Origin of the sequence: Cupriavidus sp. SK-4 (genome assembly GCF_000611125.1) — a bacterium.
GTDB lineage: Bacteria > Pseudomonadota > Gammaproteobacteria > Burkholderiales > Burkholderiaceae > Cupriavidus > Cupriavidus necator.
In genome coordinates this window covers 17,024-36,673 of record NZ_JFJW01000004.1, presented here as the reverse complement: position 1 = coordinate 36,673, position 19,650 = coordinate 17,024, and the positions used below count along the sequence as shown (strand labels likewise).

General features: G+C 70.0%; 19 protein-coding genes. 7 read left to right on the top strand and 12 right to left on the bottom strand.

Going from position 1 to position 19,650, the window contains the following annotated elements:
• Both CF68_RS37895 and CF68_RS01155 read right to left on the bottom strand, forming a co-directional pair.
• The coding region (locus tag CF68_RS37895) for an alcohol dehydrogenase catalytic domain-containing protein (RefSeq protein ID WP_235205631.1) at positions 1-623 on the bottom strand (623 nt) is incomplete at its 3' end.
• 11 nt (positions 624-634) lie between these two features.
• A complete protein-coding gene (locus CF68_RS01155) occupies positions 635-1,630 on the bottom strand; it encodes a tripartite tricarboxylate transporter substrate binding protein (RefSeq protein ID WP_035815471.1) in 996 nt (331 codons plus the stop codon).
• Positions 1,631-1,871: 241 nt separating this feature from the next.
• On the opposite strand from CF68_RS01155, the gene CF68_RS01150 reads away from it, so the two are divergent.
• The 7 genes from CF68_RS01150 to CF68_RS01120 all read left to right on the top strand — a co-directional run bounded on the left by CF68_RS01150 (position 1,872) and on the right by CF68_RS01120 (position 10,044).
• Positions 1,872-2,372: a MarR family winged helix-turn-helix transcriptional regulator gene (locus tag CF68_RS01150; RefSeq protein ID WP_063832544.1), complete on the top strand. Its 501-nt coding sequence runs from the start codon at positions 1,872-1,874 to the stop codon at positions 2,370-2,372.
• A 45-nt stretch (positions 2,373-2,417) separates the two neighbouring features.
• Positions 2,418-4,001: an ABC transporter substrate-binding protein gene (locus tag CF68_RS01145; protein ID WP_051591349.1), complete on the top strand. Its 1,584-nt coding sequence runs from the start codon at positions 2,418-2,420 to the stop codon at positions 3,999-4,001.
• Positions 4,002-4,108: 107 nt separating this feature from the next.
• A complete protein-coding gene (locus CF68_RS01140; RefSeq protein WP_035815468.1) occupies positions 4,109-5,050 on the top strand; it encodes an ABC transporter permease in 942 nt (313 codons plus the stop codon).
• A 7-nt stretch (positions 5,051-5,057) separates the two neighbouring features.
• A complete protein-coding gene (locus CF68_RS01135; RefSeq protein WP_051591347.1) occupies positions 5,058-5,987 on the top strand; it encodes an ABC transporter permease in 930 nt (309 codons plus the stop codon).
• Complete coding sequence (locus tag CF68_RS01130) at positions 5,987-7,636, top strand: ABC transporter ATP-binding protein (RefSeq protein WP_035815466.1); 1,650 nt, start codon at positions 5,987-5,989, stop codon at positions 7,634-7,636. The genes CF68_RS01135 and CF68_RS01130 overlap by 1 nt, the downstream gene beginning before the upstream one ends.
• Positions 7,637-7,686: 50 nt before the next feature.
• Positions 7,687-9,072 carry an amidase gene (locus tag CF68_RS01125; protein ID WP_035815562.1) on the top strand — a complete coding sequence of 462 codons (1,386 nt, stop codon included), beginning with the start codon at positions 7,687-7,689 and terminating at the stop codon, positions 9,070-9,072.
• Between the two features lie 72 nt (positions 9,073-9,144).
• Positions 9,145-10,044: a LysR family transcriptional regulator gene (locus tag CF68_RS01120; RefSeq protein WP_035815464.1), complete on the top strand. Its 900-nt coding sequence runs from the start codon at positions 9,145-9,147 to the stop codon at positions 10,042-10,044.
• Positions 10,045-10,056: 12 nt separating this feature from the next.
• Here the strand turns inward: CF68_RS01120 and CF68_RS01115 are convergent, their stop codons facing one another.
• From CF68_RS01115 to CF68_RS37890, 10 genes are all read right to left on the bottom strand, one after another.
• Positions 10,057-11,019, bottom strand: coding sequence for a phosphatidate cytidylyltransferase (locus tag CF68_RS01115; protein WP_010814200.1), 963 nt, complete (start codon positions 11,017-11,019; stop codon positions 10,057-10,059).
• Positions 11,016-11,642 (bottom strand): 1-acyl-sn-glycerol-3-phosphate acyltransferase, encoded by a 627-nt coding sequence (locus tag CF68_RS01110; protein WP_035815463.1) that lies wholly within the window; start codon positions 11,640-11,642, stop codon positions 11,016-11,018. Before CF68_RS01110 ends, CF68_RS01115 begins: the two co-directional genes overlap by 4 nt.
• A gap of 6 nt (positions 11,643-11,648) precedes the next feature.
• A complete protein-coding gene (locus tag CF68_RS01105; RefSeq protein ID WP_235205630.1) occupies positions 11,649-12,083 on the bottom strand; it encodes a hypothetical protein in 435 nt (144 codons plus the stop codon).
• Positions 12,070-13,455: a phosphatase PAP2/dual specificity phosphatase family protein gene (locus CF68_RS01100; protein WP_035815461.1), complete on the bottom strand. Its 1,386-nt coding sequence runs from the start codon at positions 13,453-13,455 to the stop codon at positions 12,070-12,072. The genes CF68_RS01105 and CF68_RS01100 overlap by 14 nt, the downstream gene beginning before the upstream one ends.
• Positions 13,452-15,221, bottom strand: a complete 1,770-nt coding sequence (locus CF68_RS01095; RefSeq protein WP_035815460.1) for a bifunctional alpha/beta hydrolase/class I SAM-dependent methyltransferase — start codon at positions 15,219-15,221, stop codon at positions 13,452-13,454. Before CF68_RS01095 ends, CF68_RS01100 begins: the two co-directional genes overlap by 4 nt.
• Before the next feature lie 4 nt (positions 15,222-15,225).
• On the bottom strand, positions 15,226-15,852 hold the full coding sequence (locus tag CF68_RS01090) for a CDP-alcohol phosphatidyltransferase family protein (protein WP_035815458.1): 627 nt from the start codon (positions 15,850-15,852) through the stop codon (positions 15,226-15,228).
• Positions 15,853-16,093: 241 nt separating this feature from the next.
• The gene (locus tag CF68_RS01085) at positions 16,094-17,164 is read right to left on the bottom strand and encodes a M14 family metallopeptidase (protein ID WP_035815456.1); all 1,071 of its coding nucleotides are present in this window, start codon (positions 17,162-17,164) and stop codon (positions 16,094-16,096) included.
• 224 nt (positions 17,165-17,388) lie between these two features.
• On the bottom strand, positions 17,389-18,153 hold the full coding sequence (locus CF68_RS01080) for a hypothetical protein (protein WP_035815454.1): 765 nt from the start codon (positions 18,151-18,153) through the stop codon (positions 17,389-17,391).
• Between the two features lie 79 nt (positions 18,154-18,232).
• On the bottom strand, positions 18,233-19,051 hold the full coding sequence (locus tag CF68_RS01075; RefSeq protein WP_035815453.1) for a M55 family metallopeptidase: 819 nt from the start codon (positions 19,049-19,051) through the stop codon (positions 18,233-18,235).
• A partial coding sequence (locus CF68_RS37890; protein ID WP_235205629.1) for a P1 family peptidase occupies positions 19,051-19,650 on the bottom strand: 600 nt, incomplete at its 5' end. The genes CF68_RS01075 and CF68_RS37890, both read right to left, overlap by 1 nt.

Sequence of the window (19,650 nt, the reverse complement as noted above, 5' to 3'; positions counted from 1 at the left end):
GGCGCCTGGCCCGCTGCCGCCAGCGCGGCCGCGTCGGACGGCAGCGCATGCGCGGCGCCGTTGCGCAGCGCCGCCTCGCGCTTGGCCTCGGTGCTGGCGGTGGCGATCACGCGCGCGCCCATCAGCCGGCCCACCTGCACCGCGGCCGTGCCCAGCGCGCCGCTGGCGCCATGGACCAGCATGGTTTCTCCCGGCTGCAGCGCGGCGCGCCAGGCCAGCGCGGCCCAGACCGTGCCATAGGTGACGGGCAGCGCCGCCGCCTGGGCCAGCTCCAGCCCGTCAGGCACCGGATAGACCGTGTCGGCCGTAGCCACCGCTTCCTCGGCAATGCCGCCCCAGTCCAGCGCCGCGGCCACGCGCTGGCCCGGGTGCAGGCGGGTGACATCAGGCGCCACCTCGATGATCTCGCCCGCGACCTCGGTGCCGGGGGTGAACGGCAGCGGCGGCTTGCGCTGGTACTTGCCGGACACAAACAGGCTCAGCGCAAAGCCCACGCCGGCATGGCGCACACGGATGCGCACTTGGCCCGGCGCCAGCGGCTGGCGCGGGAGGCGTTGCAGTTCCAGCTCGCTCCAATGGCACCAGCGGGAGCAGACCAGCGCCAGGTAATCGGTCTCTTGCATCGGCACTCCTGTCATTCGAGCGTGATGCCGACATCGCTGATAATGCGGCTCCATTTGTCGCGGTCGTTCTTCATCACCGTGGCGAAGGCTTCCGGCGTGCTGCCGATCGGCACCAGGTTCAGGTCCTGCATCTTCTTCGCGATCTCCGGCAGCCGCACGATGCGCGCGACCTCGCGCGACAAGGCATCGACCCTTGCCCTGGGCACGCCAGCGGGGAACAGCAGGCCCATCCACGCATCGGGCTCGAAGCCCTTGTAGCCGGCCTCCCGGAAGGTCGGCACCTTGGGCAGCAGCGCCGAACGCTCCGCGCCGGCGATCGCCACCGGCACCAGCTTGCCGCCCTGCAGCAGCGGCATGGCCGTGCCCACGGCAATAAGGCCCAGCTTCACATGGCCGGCCGCCAGGTCGGTGGCCAGCGGCGCACCGCCCTTGTACGCGACGTGTTCCATCTGCACCCCGGCCTCGCGCTTGAGCAGCTCTCCCAGGATATGGCCGGTCGTGCCCGCGCCATACGACCCATATGGATACTTGCCGGGATTGGCCTTGAGCAGCGCCACCACCTCCGGCAGCGTGCGCGCCGGGAAGTCCGGCGACACCGCCAGGATGGTGGACGAAATCGCCACCTCGCTGACCGGCGCGAAGTCCGCGATCGGGTCATAGCCGATACCCCGATACAGCGACGGGTTCTGCACGTGCGCGGTGAAGGTCAACAGCGCGGTGTAACCGTCCTTTGCCGCGCGGGCGACGTACTTGGTGCCCGTGGTGGTGCCCGCGCCAGGCTTGTTGTCGACGATGACCGGCTGGCCCCAGCTCCTGGTCAGCTCCTGCCCGATCAGCCGCGCCACGGCGTCGTTCACATTGCCCGCCACCGACGGCACCACGATGGTGAGCGGGCGCGACGGATAGGGTTCGGCAGAGGCGGGATCGGCGGCGCAGACTGCCGCCGGGATGGCCGCCAGCAGCATGGCGGCCACGGCTGCGGGCAGCCGTGCGGAACGGTGTTGCATCGGTGTGTCTCCTGTCCTGGCTCCCTTCTGTGGTGTCCGCGGGAGTGCGGTGCGCGAGGGATGCCAACGCAGTCTAGGCCAGCACCCCGCCTGGCGTGATTCCCGCGCGGCGTGGGCCAAGTCCTGCCAGGCATGGCGCAGCGCCGCATTGCCCTACCCCGGGAAATCCCTCATGGCCCAGCGCCCGCCCCGGTCACTATTATTTGTTGAAATTTTCAACTATCGAATTTTTCATCTATTCATGCCACGCGCCCTCCGGCTCAAGTCCGACTACATCAACATCCTGCTCGACATGGCCGCCGAGCGCACGCGCGAACGCGGCTCGCGCGTGTATGAAGAGAAATTCGGGGTCTCGCTGCGGGACATCCGCCTGCTGCGGATGATCGGATTGGCGCCCGGCATCACCATGGGCCAGCTGGTGCAGCAGTCTGCGATCGAGAAGACGCTGGCGTCCAAGCTGGTTGGCGCGCTGGTCAAGCGCGACCTGGTGCAGCGCGAGATCAGCACGGAAGACGCGCGCCAGGTGTGCCTGTACCTGAGCGAGGCCGGCGTCGACCTGGTGCGGCGCGCCGAGCCGCTCGGCATCGAGCTGGAAGCGGGCTTCCTGCACTGCCTGACGCCGGCCGAGATCGACGCGCTGCGCGCCACGCTGGTCAAGCTGATCGAAGCCGAAGCGGCCTCGCGCGAGTCCTTCGAGCGGTATCTCCAGAAGCTGCGCGAGCGCGGCACCACCACGCCCTGACCGGCGCCCTTTGTCACCCCACCCTGCCCCCGAGAGATGATGACCATGATGTCTGCAATCCCGCTTCGCCGTGCCGGTGCCGTCGCGTTGTGCGCCCTGGCATGCATGTCCGCCGGCAGCGCAATCGCCGAGACCGTGCTGCGCACCGTGCCGTCGTCCGACCTGAAGATCCTGGACCCGGTCTGGACCACCGCGAACATCACGCGCAACCATGGCCTCATGATCTACGACACCCTGTTCGGCATGGACGAGAAGGGCGTGATCCGGCCGCAGATGGTGGAAAAGACCACCACCAGCGCCGACAACAAGACATGGACCTTCACGCTGCGGCCAGGGCTCAAGTTCCATGACGGCACCCCGGTCACAGCGCAGGACGTAATCGCCTCGCTGGCGCGCTGGGGCAAGCGCGACGTGCTGGGCCAGCGCATGTATGAAGCCATGGCCAGCATCACCGCCGAAGGCCCGGCCACGGTGCGCATGACCTTCCGCCAGCCCTTCGGCGCGGTGCTGGATGCGCTGGGCAAGCCCAGCCCGCTGGTGCCGTTCATCATGCCCAAGCGTGTCGCCGAAACGCCTGCCGACAAGCAGATCGACGACCTGACCGGCTCCGGCCCGTTCACGCTGAAGAAGGAGGACTTCCGGCCCGGCGACCGCGTGGTCTACCGCCGCAATCCCGGCTATGTGCCGCGCAAGGATGCGCCGTCCGGCCTGGCCGGCGGCAAGACCGTGCACGTCGACCGCGTCGAATGGGTGTTCCTGCGCGATACGCAGACCCAGGTGAACGCGCTGCTCAACGGCGAGGTGGATATCCTCGAGGTCGTGCCGGCATCGCACTATCCGCAACTGCGCACCGACAAGCGGGTGCAGATGTTCGACATCATGCCCGCCGGCCCCTTCACCGTGATCTATAACCACAAGGTGCCGCCGTTCAATGACGCCAGGGTGCGCAAGGCGGCGATGCTGGCGATCAACCAGGAAGCGATGCTGCGCGCGCAGGCCACCTACCGCGACTTCTACAAGCCGTGCGCCTCGATCTACCTGTGCGGCTCGCCCTATGCCAGCGACCAGACCGGCTTCTTCACCGGCAAGCCGCAGTTCGAACAGGCGCGCAAGCTGCTCAAGGAGTCCGGCTATGACGGCAAGCCAGTGGTGATCATGCTGCCGGGCGATGCCCCCGCGCTAAGCCGTCTGCCGGTGGTCTACGGCCAGCTGCTCAAGCAGGTGGGCTTCAATGTCGACGTGCAGGCTACCGACTGGAGCACCCTGATCACGCGCCGCACCAGGAAGGAACCGCCCGAGAAAGGCGGCTGGAATGCCTACATCACCTTCTGGGGCGGCGTCGACGCCAGCAGCCCCATCACCTACAGCCCGCTGACCGGCAACGGCGACCGCGGCTACTTCGGCTGGCCGGAAGACGCCGAGCTGGAAACCCTCAAGACCCGCTTCATCGAAACCGCGGACGCCGCGCAGCGCAAGGACATTGCCACCAGGATCCAGCTGCGCGCCATCGAAAGCGGCATTCTGGCGCCCGTCGGCGAAGGCAAGGCGCCCACCGTGGTGCGCAGCGGCGCAATCAGCGGCCTGCTGCCGGCACCGGCGGTGCTGTACTGGAACGTGCGCAAGCAATAGCCCGCCGCAGCGCCCGCGGTCCCGCCCTCGCGCGGGATCGCCACCAGCGGCCCCGGCTGCCGTGCCGCCAGCCTGCTGACCTCCCTTTCCCCCAACGAGGTAGTGCCATGATGAATTTCCTGGTCCGCCGCAGCCTGGCCACGGTGCCAGTGCTGGCGGTGGTGGCTGTCATCGTCTTCACGCTGCTGCGGCTCACGCCCGGCGACCCGGCCGCGGCCATTGCCGGCGATGCCGCCAGCGTGGAAGACATCGCCCGCATCCGCACCCAGCTCGGGCTGGATGAAGCGCTGCCGCGACAGTTCATCGGCTGGCTCGGCCACGTGCTGGGCGGCGACCTGGGCTATTCCTTCTTCTACAAGATGCCCGTGACCACCCTGATCGCGCAGCGGCTGGAGCCCACGCTCTCGGTGGCGGCGCTGACCATCGTGCTGACCGTGCTGACGGCGGTACCGCTGGGCACGCTGGCCGCCTACCGGCGCGGCCGCTGGCTCGACCGCCTGGTGATGGGCGGCTCCGTGCTGGGCTTCTCGGTGCCGATCTTCGTGGCCGGCTACCTGATGATCTGGGTGTTCTCGCTGCACCTGGGCTGGCTGCCATCGCAGGGCTACAGCCGCCTGGCCGACGGCATCTGGCCATGGCTGCGCAACCTGGCCCTGCCCTGCATCACGCTGTCGGTGATGTCGTGCGCGCTGGTGGCGCGCACGACCCGCGCCGCCGTGTCCGAAGCGCTGACCGAGGACTTCGTGCAGACCGCGCGCGCCAAGGGCATTCCAGAGTGGCGCATGCTGACGCGCCATGCGCTGGCCAATGCCGCGGTCCCGATCGCCACCGTGATCGGGCTGAGCGTGGCCGGCCTGATCGGCGGCGTGGTCGTGACCGAGAGCATCTACGCCATCCCCGGTGTCGGCCAGCTCACGGTGGATGCCGTGCTCTCGCGCGACTACCCGCTGATCCAGGGCATCACCCTGTTCTTCTCGGTCTCGTACGTGGTCATCAACCTGGTGGTGGACGCGAGCTATCTGCTGCTCGATCCCCGCATTCGCTACTGAGAGCCCCATGACCTCACTCACCACTGCCATCGAATCCGCCCCGCCCGGCACCGGCGCCCGTCCCTCGCGGCTGCGCGCGGTGCTGGCCAACGGTGCCGTGCGCGCCGGCGGCGCCATCCTCGGCCTGATGCTGTTCCTTGCCGTGGCCGCGCCCTGGCTCTACACCATCGATCCCAACACCATGGACCCCGCCAGCAGCCAGCTGCCTCCCTTCACGCGCGCCGAGATCGTGACGCTGGCTGGCGACGCCTTCGAACGCCTGTTCCCGCTGGGCACCGACAGCCTGGGCCGCGACATCTGGAGCCGCACGCTGTACGGCGCGCGGGTCTCGCTGGCGGTCGGGGTGTCGGTGGCGCTGGCCTCGGTGCTGTTGGGGCTGGCGGTCGGGCTGGTATCGGGCTATGTGCGCTGGCTGGACGGCTTCATCATGCGCGTGATGGACGGCATGATGGCCATTCCCGGCATCCTCTTCGCCATCGTGCTGGTGGCGGCCTGGCGGCCCAGCCTGCTGACGGTGATCGTGGCCATGACCGTGCCCGACACGCCGCGCGTGGCGCGCCTGGTCAGGTCGGTGGTGCTGTCGGTGCGTGAGGAGCCTTATGTCGAAGCCGCCATCGCGCTCGATACGCCGACCTGGAAACTGATGCTGCGCCACATCCTGCCGAATACCATCGCGCCGCTGCTGGTGCAGGGCACCTTCATCTGCGCCGGCGCGATGCTGGTGGAAGCGGTGATGTCCTTCCTCGGCATCGGCCTGCCCACCGACATCCCCACCTGGGGAAACATCATGGCCGAGGGACGCGCCCATTTCACCGCGCATCCGCACAGCGTGCTGCTGCCCGGCGCCTTCCTGGCGGTAACCGTGCTGGCCGTCAACATGCTCGGCGACGGCCTGCGCGACACCCTTGACCCCAAGTTCAGCAAGCGGAGCGCCTGATGATGCCAGCAAACACGACCGCGGCCGCGGACTCGGCCACGCCCTGCCTGCGCGTGCGCGACCTGCGCATCGACCTGCCGCCCGGCGCCGACCGGCCGCATGCGGTCCAGGGGGTTTCCTTCGACGTCATGCCCGGCGAAGTGGTCTGCCTGCTGGGCGAATCGGGCTCAGGCAAGTCCGTGGTCGCGCGCGCGGTGATGGGCTTGCTGCCCGAAGGCCTGAAGGTCTCGGGGGGCGGCATCGCCCTGGCCGGCGAAGACCTGCTGGCAGCCTCCCCAGCACGCCGGCGCGAACTGCGCGGCACCGGCGTGGCCATGGTGTTCCAGGAACCCATGACCGCGCTGAACCCGGTCATGCGCTGCGGCCGGCAGGTCGAGGAAATGCTGGCGCAGCACACCAGCCTGGGCGCCGCGCAGCGGCGCGAGCGCGTGCTGTCGATCTTTGCGCGCGTGCGGCTGCCGGATCCCGAGCGGATCTACGACGCCTATCCGCACCAGCTGTCCGGCGGGCAGCGCCAGCGCATCGTCATCGCCATGGCGCTGATCCTGCGCCCGGCCCTGCTGGTGTGCGATGAGCCCACCACCGCGCTGGACGTGACCACGCAGGCCGAGATCCTGGCACTGGTGCGCGAACTGCAGCACGAGAACCAGACCGCGGTGCTGTTCATCACGCACGACTTCGGCGTGGTCGCCGACATTGCCGACCAGGTGGTGGTGCTGCAGCTTGGCCGCCAGGTGGAAAGCGGGCCGAAGGACCGGGTCTTGCGCCAGCCCGAGGCGGACTACACGCGCATGCTGCTCAATGCCGTGCCGGGACTGGAGCCCGCGCAGCGCCCGTCGGTGGCGCAGCGGCCGTTGCTGCTCGACGCCAGCGGCATCGGCAAGACCTATGTCGCGGGAGCCTGGCCGGGCCGGCGCCGCGTGGTCGAGGCGGCCGCCGATGTGTCATTGCAGGTGCGGGCGGGCGAGACCGTCGGCATCGTGGGCGAGTCCGGCTCGGGCAAGTCCACGGTGGCGCGCTGCATCGCGCGGCTGATCGAACCGTCCGCGGGCAATATCCAGGTCCTGCCCGAAGCCGCGCAGCAACTGCCGCGCCGCGCGCAGCTGTCCTCGTTCCGGCGCATGGTGCAGGTGGTGTTCCAGGACCCCAACCGCTCGCTCAATCCGCGCCGCACGGTGGGCCAGTCGATCGTCGAAGGCGCGGTCAATTTCGGCGCGACGCCCGCGCAGGCGTGGCAACGCGCCGAGTCGCTGATGGAACTGGTGCGGCTGCGGCCCGACGCGCTGCACCGCTACCCCAGCGAGTTCTCCGGCGGCCAGCGCCAGCGCATCTGCATCGCCCGCGCGCTGGCGTGCGAGCCGCGCGTGCTGATCGCCGATGAAGCGGTGTCGGCACTGGACGTCTCGGTGCAGGCGCAGATCCTGAAGCTGCTGGCCGATATCCAGCAGCGGCTTGCCATCGGCATCCTCTTCATCACCCACGACCTGCGCGTGGCCAGCCAGGTGTGCGACCGCCTGATCGTCATGCACAAGGGCCGCGTGGTCGAGCAAGGCGCCACGCGCGACGTCGTGCTGTCGCCGCGCCAGGACTACACCCGCGCGCTGCTGGCCGCCGCGCCGGGACGCCATTACCCGTTCGGTGTGCAGTAACGCCGGCCATGCAGATTCCCAAGCGCCAGCCAACCCTCTCGGACAAAACCATGAAAACTCCGCTCTACGCACTAAGCGCCGCCGACCTGCTCAGGAACTACCGCCAGCGCGAACTCTCCCCGGTCGAAGTCATGCAGTCGGTGCTGGACCGCATCGAACACTGGGAGCCCGGCATCCGTGCGATGTACGTGGTGCATGCCGAGCAAGCGCTGGCCGCCGCGCGCAGCGCCGAGGCGCGCTGGCTGGCCGGCACCCCGAACGGCCCGCTCGACGGCGTGCCGGTGACGCTGAAGGAGAACATCGCCACGCGCGGCACGCCGGTGCCGCTCGGCAGCGCCGCCACCGTGCTGGCGCCGGCACCGGCCGATGCGCCGGCCGCGGCGCGCCTGCTCGAGGCCGGCGCAATCGTGGTCGGCAAGACCACCATGCCGGATTTCGGCTTCCTGGGCGCGGCGCCGTCCAGCTTCCATCCGCTCACGCGCAACCCGTGGAACCTGGACCGCAACACCGGCGGCTCCAGTTCCGGCGCCGGCGCCGCAGCTGCGGCGGGCTACGGCCCGATCCACCTGGGCACGGATATCGGCGGCTCGGTGCGTATTCCCGCCAGCTTCTGCGGCGTTTTCGGCCTGAAGCCCAGCCAGGGCCGCGTGCCGGTCCATCCGCCAGCCGCCGCGCGCGTGGTCGGCCCGCTGACGCGCACTGTGGCCGACGCCGCGCTGGCGATGCAGGCCATCTCGCGCCCCGATGCCCGCGACTACATGAGCCTGCCGCCGCAGGACATCGCCTGGCAGCAGCTTGAGCGCGATATCCGCGGGCTGCGCATCGGCCTGTGGCTGGAACCGACCGGCGACTGGCAGGTCGATGCCGAAGTCCGCGCGGCGGTGCTGGCGGCGGCGCGCCTGTTCGAGCAAGGCTGTGCCGTGGTCGAACCCGTGCGCGACTGGACCACCATGGACATGCGCATCGGCATGGCGCACTTCTTCACCATGCGCTGCCGGGTCGACCTGGCCGGGATGCCGCCGGAGCGCGCCAGCCTGGCGGCAGGCTATATCCGCAAGGCCGCCGAGTTTGCCGGCACGCTCACGCCGGAGCAGACCTTCCAGGCCTTCACGCGCATGCAGCAGCTGCGCGAGGCCACCGTGGCCGCGACCCAGCCCTATGATTTCGTGATCTCGCCGGTGTCTCCGGTGCTGCCCTTCGCCGCCGATGCCATCAACAGCGGCGGCGACCTGCCGCTCAAGGACTCTCACTTCACAGCGGTGTTCAACCACTCCGAACAGCCCGCGGCATCGATCCCCTGCGGCATGTCGCGCGACGGCCTGCCCATCGGGCTGCAGATCTCCGGCCGGCGCTTTGACGACCTGGGCGTGCTGCAGCTGGCGCACTGGTTCGAGCGCGCCTCGGAACCCCAGCGGCAATGGCCTGAGCCGCAGTAAGACCTGCGTGACCGGCGCGGGGGAGGTGCGGCGCTACAATGGCCCGCACCGACCCCAGCGCCATCACGCCCCATGCGATTCGAGGATCTTGAAGCCTTCCTGGTTGTCATCGAGCAAGGCAACCTGCACCGCGCCGCCGACACCCTCGGCATGACCCAGTCCGGCCTGTCCAAGACGCTGGCGCGGCTGGAAGGCGAAGCCGGCATGCCCTTGTTCGAGCGCACCCCGCGCGGGCTGGTGCCGACCAGCGTGGGCCGCACCCTGGTCGCCCATGCGCGCCGGATCTCGCTGGCCGCGGGCGACATGCGCAACGAACTGGCCGAGCAGCGCGCGGCGCGCGCGGGCACGGTGCGCCTGGGCGCCATCCCCTACCTGCTGCCGTCGCTGCTGTCGCCGCTGCTGGCCCGCTTCTTCCTGAGCCGGCCGCTGGCCACGTTCTCGATCGAGACCCACCTGAGCGCGCGCCTGATGGCGATGCTGCAGAACGGCGAGGCCGACCTGATCCTGGGCGCGCGCCCGACCAGCCTGCCGCCGGACATTGCCTGGCTGCCGCTCGGTCCGCTGACCATGCAGATCGTGTCCCGCACCGGCCATCCGCGCCGCGAGGGTTTCCGCACGCTGGCCGACCTGAGCGGCGAGCGCTGGGTAGTGCCGGCCAGTTCGCTCTACCTGCGCCAGTGGCTGGAGGAACGGTTTACCTCGGTCGGGCTGCCGCCGCCGCGCGTGGCGGTGGAAAGCACGGCGTCGCCGGTGGCCTTCGGCGAGCTGCTGCGGCACTCGGACCTGCTCGGCATCATGCCGCCGCGCATGCTGCACCAGGCCGAGGGCCAGGGGCTGGCCGCGATCGAGGCGCCGGGCATGTCGTGGCAGCATGAGCTGGCCGTGCTGTGGCGCGCCGATGGCTACCTGTCGCCGATCTGCCAGGACTTCCGCGATGCGGTGGTGGCGTGGTGCGAGGAAATGGAGCTGTGAGGGCCGGGGTGCTCAGGGCACCCACCAGTAGCGGGTGATATGGAAGAACACCGGCGCGGCGAACACCACTGAGTCCAGCCGGTCCAGCATGCCGCCGTGGCCCTGGATCATATGGCCCCAGTCCTTGATGCCGCGGTCGCGCTTGATCGCCGACATCACCAGCCCGCCCAGGAAGCCCATCAGCGCAATCACCAGCGCAATCGCGCCGGCCTGCCACGGCGAGAACGGCGTGATCCACCACAGCGCCGCGCCCAGCGCGGTGGCACTGGCCACGCCGCCGACAAAGCCCTCGACGGTCTTCGACGGCGACAGCAGCGGCGCGATCTTGCGCTTGCCGCACAGCTTGCCCCACACATACTGCAGCACGTCGCTGCCCTGCACCACGATCACCAGGAAGGCGATCAGCAGCAGGTTGCGGCCTTCGAAGCCCGGGATCGGCAGCGTCAGCAGCGCCGGCACGTGCGAGATGCAGAACACGCACACCATCACCGCCCACTGCACCCCGGCGCAGCGCTCCAGGAAGCGCGTGGTCTCGGACGACAGCGCCGCCAGGATCGGCAGGATCAGGAAGGCATAGACCGGGATCAGGATCGAGAACATGCCGTACCAGCCGATATAGACCAGCACGTACTGCAGCGGCAGGAACACGAAGAAGGCGGCGACGATGGCGTGATGGTCGCCGCGCCGCGTGGTGATGATGGTGACGAACTCGCGCAGCGCGAAGAACGAGAGCAGGTAGAAGAGCACGATCACCGCGGTGCGGCCCAGAGCAAAGGCCACGCCCATGATGCCGATCATCCACCACCAGGCCCAGACGCGCTGCGCCAGGTTGTCGATCACCGCGTGCTGGCCGCCGCCCGCCACCCGCCAGCGCAGCAGCGCGGTCACGGTGGAGGCCAGCAGCAGCACGCCGAACAGGCCGCCGAACAGCAGCCAGGTCTCGGGGCTCCAGTGCAAGGTGGGCATGGCGGTCATTCCAGCTCCGGGGCAAGCGCGAGCAGGCCGTCGCGGCAGCGCGCAAGGAAGGCTTCCTTGCTTTCCTCGGCGGCCAGCAGCACCGGCTGGCCAAAGGTGACGGTGCACAGCAGCGGCACCGGCACGACTTCGCCCTTGGGCATCACGCGGTTGAGGTTGTCGATCCACACCGGCACGAACTCCACCCCGGCGCAGGCCCGCGCCAGGTGGTAGATGCCGCTCTTGAACGGCAGCAGGCGCGCGTCGGTGGTATTGCGCGTGCCTTCGGGAAAGAGGATCAGCGAGTCGCCGGATGCCAGCGCGCCGTGCATCAGCGCCACCGGGTCGCTGCCCGGTTCGCTGCGGGTGCGGTCGATCAGCAGCGCGTGGAATACGTCGCGGCCGATAAAGCGCCGCAGCGGCGAGCGCTCCCAGTAGTCGGCACCGGCCACCGGGCGCGTGACGGTGCGCAGGTCGGGCGGCAGGCAGCCCCAGATCAGCACGAAGTCGCCGTGGCTGCTGTGATTGGCAAAGTAGACGCGCTGCACCGCGGCGGGGATGCAGCCCTGCCAGTTGGCGCGCATGCCGGTCAACAGCCGGGCGAAGACGATGATGGCGCGCGCGGTCGCGCGGGCAAGCCACATGGTTGGTTACCTCAGGATCACGGTCAGCAAGGCCAGCGCGAGCTGGCACACAGTCAGCGCGGCGCTGGCGCGCACCAGCCGCAGCGCGCCGCGGGCGCGGTCCGGCAGCGGACGGCCGGCGCGTTGCGCCGGCATCCAGCCCAGTTCGAGCAGCGCGGCGTCCAATCCGGCCAGGTCGGGCTGGTCCTGCCGCCCGGCCGCGAGCGCATCGAACAAGCGGCGGTCGATGGCAACGCGCAGCAGCAGCCAGAGCTGGGGCAGCGCCAGCAGCAGCGAAGCGGCCGCCAGCACGCGCGGGACCGGCGTGGCCGCCCCCAGCCATGCCGTGGCCACGCCGAAAGCCAGCCCGGCCGCGCCGATCCACACGGCGCCCGACAGCGCCCCGGTGACGGCGTGTGCGATCCAGGCATCAGTGCCTTGCGTGAACTCAGCGTCCATCATCGGGCTCCGGCATGGCGGGACGGTCCAGGCAGCGTTGCAGCGCCTCCGCATGTTCGCGCCCGAGCACCACCGCCGGGCGATGCTCGCGCAGCAACGCCAGCGCAGCGCCGGCGTCGCGCAGTCCCTGCCGGCGCGCCAGCCATGCGGCGGCAACCAGCGCGCTGCGCGAATAGCCGAGCGCGCAGCTGACCAGCACGCGGCGGCCCTGCCGGTGCCAGGCGTCGAGTTGAGCCACGGCCTGGTCCAACTGCTCCGGCGCCGGCACGGTCAGGTCCAGCACCGGCACGCAACGATACCCAAGCGCCGGATCGGTGGCTGCGCGCGGCAGTTCGGCGGTCAGGTCGAGTACGGCGCCCGCCCCGATCGCGCGCAGTTCGGCGCGGGTCGGGAAGCGGCCAACCCAGATGCCGTCCGCGATGGCACTGGGCTGCGGCGCGCGCCGCGTCCACCAGCGCGAATTGAGGAAGGCGCCCAGCAGGTAAGGCGCCAGCACCCAGCGTGCGGCCAGCGCCATCGACCCGTCGCCGCCCTTCTGGAACCACGCCGGAGCGGCCAGCGCGTAGATCCGGGCGACGCAGGCCAGCGCCAGCGCGGCCCACAGCAGCAGGAACGCCAGCGTCACCGACGCGCCCAGCGCCAGCACCGCGCACAGCAACGCCACCAGCGCTCCCACGGTGTAGCGGCGCGACAGCTGGCGCGTGCGCGCATCCGGCGCACCGGCAGCGGGCCGTTGCATCGGGAACAGGTAAACGCACAGCCAGCCCACCAGCGCGCCGGTAGGCACATCGATCAGGTGGTGCTGCCAGGTGGTCAGCACCGAGACCCCGATCAGCGCAAACCAGCCGTGCAGCAGCCAGCGCCAGCCGCCGCGCAGGTGCGCCGCAAAGGCGACCCACAGGATCACCAGCAGGCTGATATGCAGCGACGGCGCCTGGTTGAACGGCAGGTCGAAACCGCCCAGCAGCGTGAACAGCTGGCCCGGCAGGCCGTCGGCCTCGGGCCGGGCAAAGCTGAAGCGCAGCGGGAAGGCGATAAAGCATGCCACCGACACCAGCTGCGCCAGCACCAGCCGCTTGACGTGCGTGAGCAGCGCCGCGCGCGTGCGCCACAGGAAGAAGGAGATGCCGTACAGCAGGTCGATCGACCAGTACGGCAGGATGGTCCACGGCAGGAACGGAATCCCCCGCTCCCATTCGAAATAGACCGCCGGCACGTTGGCGCGCTGGCTCGCCAGCCAGTTGGCAAAGCCGTAGCTGGAGAAAAAGAACGCGCCGGCCAGCGCCAGCAGCAGGCAGGCCAGTCCCCAGGGCCGCTGCCCCGCCGGCCGCTCCGGACGCGCCCCGGCGCCAGCCTCCGTCGGCACCGTGCTCATGCGCCGCGCCTGCGCGCCAGGCTGACGGTGAAGATGCCCCACGGGTCGATGCGCTGGGTCACCTTGTCGAAGCCCGCGGCCCGCACCAGTTCGTCCATCTCGGCCTGCGAGCGGCGGCGCATCACCCAGGCGGCGCCGGCGCGGTGGCTGGTGAGCGCGCGCGCAATGAATTCCAGCTGCGGATGCCAGGGCTGGCCGGTGTAGACGAGGTAGCCGCCGGGCGGCACCGCGCGCGCCAGGCCATCGAGCGAGCGCCGCACCATCGCGTTGTCGGGGAACAGTTCGTACAGGCCGGAAACCACTGCCAGCGTCGGCGCCGGTGCCAGCGCCGCCAGGCTGTCGCCGTCGAAGGCATCGCCCTGCTCGAAGCGGGCCACGTCGGCCAGGTCCTTGGCGGCGATCAGGGCGCGGCCCTGCTCGACGTTCAGCGGGCTGTAGTCGCGCAACAGGATCGACTCGACCGCGGCGGCGCCGCCATCCAGCGCGCCCAGGGCCTCAAGCACATAGCGCCCGTGCCCGGCGGCGATATCGACGATCCGCACCGGCATGCCGGCCGCGCGCAGCCGCCGCACGGCCTCGGCGATCAGCGCCTCGGCGTGGACCTTGCGCTGGCGGATGCCGCGCCAGCCGATTGCGTCAAGGTACTGCTGGTCGGCCAGCCGGCCCAGCTTGCCGCGGCCAGATGGCGTGTTGCGGTAAACGTAGTCCAGCGTCGAGCCCGAGTCGAAGCCGGTCTCATGGCCCAGCCGCACCCCGTCCGACAGCATTCCGCCCAGCTTCAGGTTGGCCCGCGCCGCGCGCCAGTACCAGGCGGCCAGCCCGGCCGGCGCCGACGCCAGGCGGTCGGATTCCTCGCGGAACGGGCCGATCTGGTCGGCATCGAGCAAGGAGCGCGGCGCCGACGGCATCTCGAATTCGCGCAGGATAAAGCGGCGCGCGGCATCGACCGCCAGCTTGCGGTCGCGCTCGCCGAGCGTGTCGTGATAGAAGCCGTCCAGCACGATGCGCTCCTTGGTGCGCGAACCCAGGCGCTCATAGAAGCGGTCCTGCGGCCCGCGATGCACGACCCAGTCGGCGCCGGAGATCAGCAGCTGCGTCGGCACCGTGATTGCCGCGGCATCGGCCACGATGCGCTCCGCGGTCTCGTACAGGTCCAGCAGGATATTGACCGCGATCGGGCGCGTGATCAGCGGATCGCTGTCGTAGCTGGCGATGCGCTCTGGATCGTGCGTGAGGAATTTGGCCTTGACGTAGCTGTTGACGAAGAACTTGCCGCGCAGGCGCTGCATCAGCTTCAGCCCCGGCCGCGCAAAGGGCACGTAGAGCTTGACCTTGAACGCCGGCGAGGCCAGCACCAGCGCGCGGATCGGCGGCGCGTAGTCGTGCACCCAGGTGGAGGCCAGCACCGCGCCCACGCTCTGCGCGATCACCGCGGTGCGTTCCAGCGGGATGCCGTGAACCTCGGCGATATGGGTGGTGAAGGTCTGGATATCGCGCACCGAGTCCGCCAGGCTGGGGCTGTAGCCGCGCTCGCCGGGCGAACGGCCGTGGCCGCGCGCATCCCAGGCAAAGATCTCGTAGCCGGGCAGGTTCAGTTCATCGGCCAGGTGGGCGACCCGGCCGGAATGCTCATGGCCGCGATGGAACAGCACCACGGCGCCGCGCGCCGGGCCCTCCATCGCCGGCCAGTGCCGATAGAACAGCGTCTGGCGGTCGTGGGTCTCGAAATGCCGCTCTTGCGGCTGGCGGGTTAACGGTCGGTCCATCTCGCTACTCCGCAGTGCGGGACTGGGCCTCGGCGACACCGCGGCGCACCCGGTTGGCAATCGTGACCAGCGACAGCAGCGACAGCACCAGCCACAGCCAGCTGGCGGCCGCGCCAAAGCCCAGGCCAACACCGGCCCACAGCGCGATCGCGCCGACCGCGAAGGCGCGGTCGCTCTTGCCCAGCGGGCCGTCATAGCGCCGGCTGGCCCCGGCCAGGGGGCCGATCAGCCCGGCGGCCTCGACGATCACCGCCAGCAGCGCGAAGGTGCCGACCTGGCCCAGGCTGAAGCCCGGCAGCGCGGCCAGCGGCAGGATCAGTGCCAGGTCCGAGGCAATGTCGCCAAGCTCGTTGAGGTAGGCACCCAGTACGCTTTGCTGGCCGTGCTCGCGCGCCAGCATGCCGTCGATGGCGTTGAGCGCCATGCGCAGGAACAACCATAGGGGAAACAGCAGGAACAGCGCCGGGGACTCGGCCACCAGCATGCCCAGCGTGGCCAGCACGCCCACCGCCAGGGAGCCGGCCGCAGCGGCCAGCGTCACCTGGTTGGCAGTCACGCCGCGCTGCGCCAGGTCTTGCACCATGGGGCGCAACCGGGCCTGGAACCTGGGCTTCAGTTCATAGAGGGTCATCGCGCCGGCCTCCCTGCCGAGCTGATGCCGGAAGCGACGCCGTGCGCCAGGCCGCGGCGACGCGCAGGATCATGCGCCCCGGCCCGCCCCGACCTCTTCCGTCTTGTTCTTGGTTATTTTCTGACTGCCGCCCGGCTGCGGCACGTGCCGGCCAAGGCATGGCGGCAGTGCCTGGCTCTGCACTCTACCGCCAACATCGAGACATTACCAGAAGGCGCTTGCTGCCAGATGCTGATGCCGGCTAGACGGAGGCAATGGTGTCCCGCACTGCGTCGGTCACCTGCGCCACCACGCCTTCGCGCCAGTCGTCGGTATCGCCATAGAAGGCACGCCACATCGCCTGGCGGACCAGCGCGCGCTGGTTTTCGTCGGCTTCCGGGTGCTGGTGCAGCCAGTGGTCGCCGCGCAGCGCCTCCAGCACCTCGCCCACCGGCAGCGTGCCGAACTCAAGCGCGATGCCGGCATAGTCCGTGGTGGGCAGGGTCTGCAGCACCGCGTGCCAGGCCAGCCCGGTGAGGTTGGCCGAGGTCGACGAGCCATCGTAGATCGAGGTCACCCGCCCGCCCCAGATCGCGCGCGTGCGCGTGAGCGATTGCGGCGTGTCCGGGCCCATGTGGATGGGCTCGCCATAGCCCCAGGGGCCCAGCCCGGTATGGACGTCGATCCAGCGCAGCGCCTCGCGCCCGGCGCCGAAGCGCGCCAGGATGCGGCACAGCGTGTAGTTGCTCCAGGCAGCCTTGTCGCCGCCGTAGAACATGCCACCCGGGTCCTGGTACTGGCCGCGGCTGACCGCGGCCTGGTACCACGGCATGCCGCGCTCGGCAACGGCCTTCATCAGTTGCGCCTGGTCGGTGTCGGACGGCGGCCATTGCGCCGGCACCAGCAGCGGCGCGATCTCGGCATAGGCCTCGTTGTACGGCAGCGGCTGGGTGAAGTCCATGAAATTGCGGTTCAGGTCGACGTTATCCTCGTTGACCCGGCGCAGGTGGGAAAAACCGTAGGGATTGATCGCATGCACCAGCAGCAGGCTGGTGTCGGCGGCGGCGCAATCGGCAAGCAGCGCGGCGTCGTGCAGCATCGTCACCTGCGCGCCGGAGCCGGCAAAGCCCTCGGCGCCATGCGTGCCCGAGGTCACCATCAGGCAGCGGCGGGCCTCGGCCGGGCCGGCCAGCGCCACGTCGATCGCGAGGTCCTCGCCGCCACTGCCGCGCTTGGTCGGATGCGGGAACTGCGCCAGCGCGGCCCCGGCCGTGCGCGCGGCGTCAAGGAACTTCTGGCGGGCTTCGGCGTAGCTGCGAGAAAAATGGCTCATGGCGTGACCGGCGGATGCGATGCAGGCATTAGACGCCAAATCCGCAGGTCTTGCCACCCGCTGCTAGTGTCATGAGTTGGAAGTTGGTTGCAAAAATAAGTCTGTCGAGAAGGCGTGCGAGACTAGGAGCGAAGCGCAGCAAGGCTGGAGCCTTGCGAGCATTCGCGACGACGGATCGTGCGTCTTATCGGCGGACTTATGCAACGAACTTGCAACTCATGACACTAGAACAGCGATCCGGATGCATACCCGGGCGATGCCGGCGTTGGCTCCGACCCCGGCCCCCAGATGCCAGGCGAGGTGAACGCCTGCGGATGCATCTCGATCCCGGCCGCGGCCAGCTGGCCGGCGGTCAGCACCAGGTGACGGGCCAGCCAGTCGTGCAGGCTGCGCAGGAAGCGGATGTTGTCGACGCTGTTGGCCCCCGCGATCAGCCATTCCAGCTTGATATGCGCGGTATAGACGTCCAGCAGGTTGGTGGCGCGCAGCCGCGGCGGGGTGGACGGGCTGCGCTCGATCGCCAGGATGCGGCGCACCTGCGCCATGCCGATGTCGCCGGTGCGCTGGTACTGCTCGTAGACGCCCTCAAGCGCCGGGAAGCGCACTGTGGGCTGCACGCGCGGCACCGCGGCCACCTTCTCCATGCGCAGCACAAGGTAGCGGATCGCGGCGGCGCGCTCGGCGGCCTGCGCCTGGGCGGGATCGCGGCGGCGGGCCGGGGGCGCCACCTCGGGCAAGGCCGTGCGCGGCACCACATCGCGCTCGGTGTAGTCCGGCACCTGCAGCAGCAGGCCAGCATGCGGCACCGCGGCACGCGCGCAGTCGTCGCCAAAGGGATATTCATGCCCTGCGGCGTCGCGCAGGATATAGGCCTGCCCGGCCGGAAAGCCATGGTGGCGGCGGCTCGCGCCCCGCGCATGGCAGCGCGTGGCGGGGTCGACGAAGTCCTTGCGCACGGGGATCCAGCCCCCGTCGTGTGCCTGGGTCATGCGTTGCGGGTCATGCCTGTGTTGCTAGACCCGCCATTGTCGCCGATCTGCGCGCTCGCCCCGGCAAATATGCCCTGCCCTACTTCAGCATGAACGACATCGCCGACAGGCAGTTCAGCATGCGCACCGCCGCCTGGACCGAATCGGCCTGGAAGGACAGCGTCACGCCGTCGCGGCGCTCCAGCGTCGGCCATTGGCAGAACAGGTCCGCATGCGCGGGCGTCAGAGTCTGCAGGGTGCAAGTCACCGGTGCGGCGATGCGCAGGCATTGCGCCTGCGCGCGTTCGCGCACCGCGCTTGCCGCCGCTGCGGCAATGGCCTCGCGCGCCGCCGCCGGCGACAGCGAGGTGCCACTGCCGAATCCGCTCGCGGACTTGGTCTCGACATAGCGCACCCACGGCATCAGCGCATGGGTTTCCTGCACGAAGACGTCGTCACCGCTGGCCATCAGCACTGGCGCGCCGAACTCGCCGGCCAGCGCGGCGTACAGCCCCGCCTCGCCCAGTTCCTTGCCGTTGAGCCAGACCCGCGCAAAGGCGCCGCTGTTGATGGTGTGCGCCAGCACGCCGCGGCTCTGGGCGCGGCCGTGGTAGCCGATCATCAGCACGCCGTCGACTCCGGCCTCGACGCCGGCCATCATGCCAAGGTAGCGCGGCTTGCCCAGCACCACCCGCGCGCGCGGATCGAGCTGGTCCGGCAGCAGGTTGCGGAAGCCGCCGTGCGAATCGTTGACCAGTACTTCGGTGGCCCCGCCGGCAAAGGCGCCTTCGACCGCGGCATTGGCTTCGCCCGTCATCCAGGCCCGGGCGCGTTCGTATTCGCCGTTGCCGGGGCGCGTCTGTTCGGCGTGGAAGACGCCAGCCACGCCTTCGATATCAGTGGAAACAAGGATCTTCATCAGGCGGTTCGGCCCAGTTCGGGCATCACGTCCAGTAGTGCGCGCCGGCCGTGGCCATCGCGGCCCTGCACCGGAGCGGCATGCCACAGGGCATGCAGGATGGCTTGCTCGACGCTGTCGGCCGCGGCGCGGAACAGCGGGTCGAGATGGGTTTCATGCAGCATGGCGACGGCCGGCATTGGCCGGGCGGTGTCGTGCGGCACGGTATACGCGGTCGAGAACGCGAGTGCGATATCGCCCGAGCCATGCCCGAACACCGAGCCGGTACGCGCCAGCCCGGCGCCGGCGCGCAGCGACAGCCGGCGCAGCTGGCGCGCGTCCAGCGGGGCGTCGGTGGCGACGATCATGATGATCGATCCTTTTTCCGGTTGCGCCGCGGTGTCGGGCTGCGCCAGGCGCTGCACCAGTTCCGGACCGACCAGCCGGCCGGCCACGGTCAACGATTCCGGCGTGCCGAAATTGGCCAGCACCAGCGCGCCCACGCAATATCCACCGGCCAGGCGTGAAGCGGTGCCGATACCGCCCTTGACGCCGAACGCCGACATGCCGCGCCCTGCGCCAACCGCGCCCTGCGCAACGTCCTGGCCGGCACCGGCCAG

Bases quoted from the DNA above. Each gene is read 5' to 3' on its own strand.
- CF68_RS01140 (WP_035815468.1), top strand. From the start codon at position 4,109: ATGATGAATTTCCTGGTCCGCCGCAGCCTGGCCACGGTGCCAGTGCTG.
- CF68_RS01105 (WP_235205630.1), bottom strand. From the start codon at position 12,083: ATGATGGACGCTGAGTTCACGCAAGGCACTGATGCCTGGATCGCACAC.
- CF68_RS01135 (WP_051591347.1), top strand. From the start codon at position 5,058: ATGACCTCACTCACCACTGCCATCGAATCCGCCCCGCCCGGCACCGGC.
- CF68_RS01150 (WP_063832544.1), top strand. From the start codon at position 1,872: ATGCCACGCGCCCTCCGGCTCAAGTCCGACTACATCAACATCCTGCTC.
- CF68_RS01100 (WP_035815461.1), bottom strand. From the start codon at position 13,455: ATGAGCACGGTGCCGACGGAGGCTGGCGCCGGGGCGCGTCCGGAGCGG.
- CF68_RS01145 (WP_051591349.1), top strand. From the start codon at position 2,418: ATGATGTCTGCAATCCCGCTTCGCCGTGCCGGTGCCGTCGCGTTGTGC.
- CF68_RS01085 (WP_035815456.1), bottom strand. From the start codon at position 17,164: ATGAGCCATTTTTCTCGCAGCTACGCCGAAGCCCGCCAGAAGTTCCTT.
- CF68_RS01110 (WP_035815463.1), bottom strand. From the start codon at position 11,642: ATGTGGCTTGCCCGCGCGACCGCGCGCGCCATCATCGTCTTCGCCCGG.
- CF68_RS01090 (WP_035815458.1), bottom strand. From the start codon at position 15,852: ATGACCCTCTATGAACTGAAGCCCAGGTTCCAGGCCCGGTTGCGCCCC.
- CF68_RS01080 (WP_035815454.1), bottom strand. From the start codon at position 18,153: ATGACCCAGGCACACGACGGGGGCTGGATCCCCGTGCGCAAGGACTTC.
- CF68_RS01120 (WP_035815464.1), top strand. From the start codon at position 9,145: ATGCGATTCGAGGATCTTGAAGCCTTCCTGGTTGTCATCGAGCAAGGC.
- CF68_RS01155 (WP_035815471.1), bottom strand. From the start codon at position 1,630: ATGCAACACCGTTCCGCACGGCTGCCCGCAGCCGTGGCCGCCATGCTG.
- CF68_RS01075 (WP_035815453.1), bottom strand. From the start codon at position 19,051: ATGAAGATCCTTGTTTCCACTGATATCGAAGGCGTGGCTGGCGTCTTC.
- CF68_RS01095 (WP_035815460.1), bottom strand. From the start codon at position 15,221: ATGGACCGACCGTTAACCCGCCAGCCGCAAGAGCGGCATTTCGAGACC.
- CF68_RS01125 (WP_035815562.1), top strand. From the start codon at position 7,687: ATGAAAACTCCGCTCTACGCACTAAGCGCCGCCGACCTGCTCAGGAAC.
- CF68_RS01115 (WP_010814200.1), bottom strand. From the start codon at position 11,019: ATGACCGCCATGCCCACCTTGCACTGGAGCCCCGAGACCTGGCTGCTG.
- CF68_RS01130 (WP_035815466.1), top strand. From the start codon at position 5,987: ATGATGCCAGCAAACACGACCGCGGCCGCGGACTCGGCCACGCCCTGC.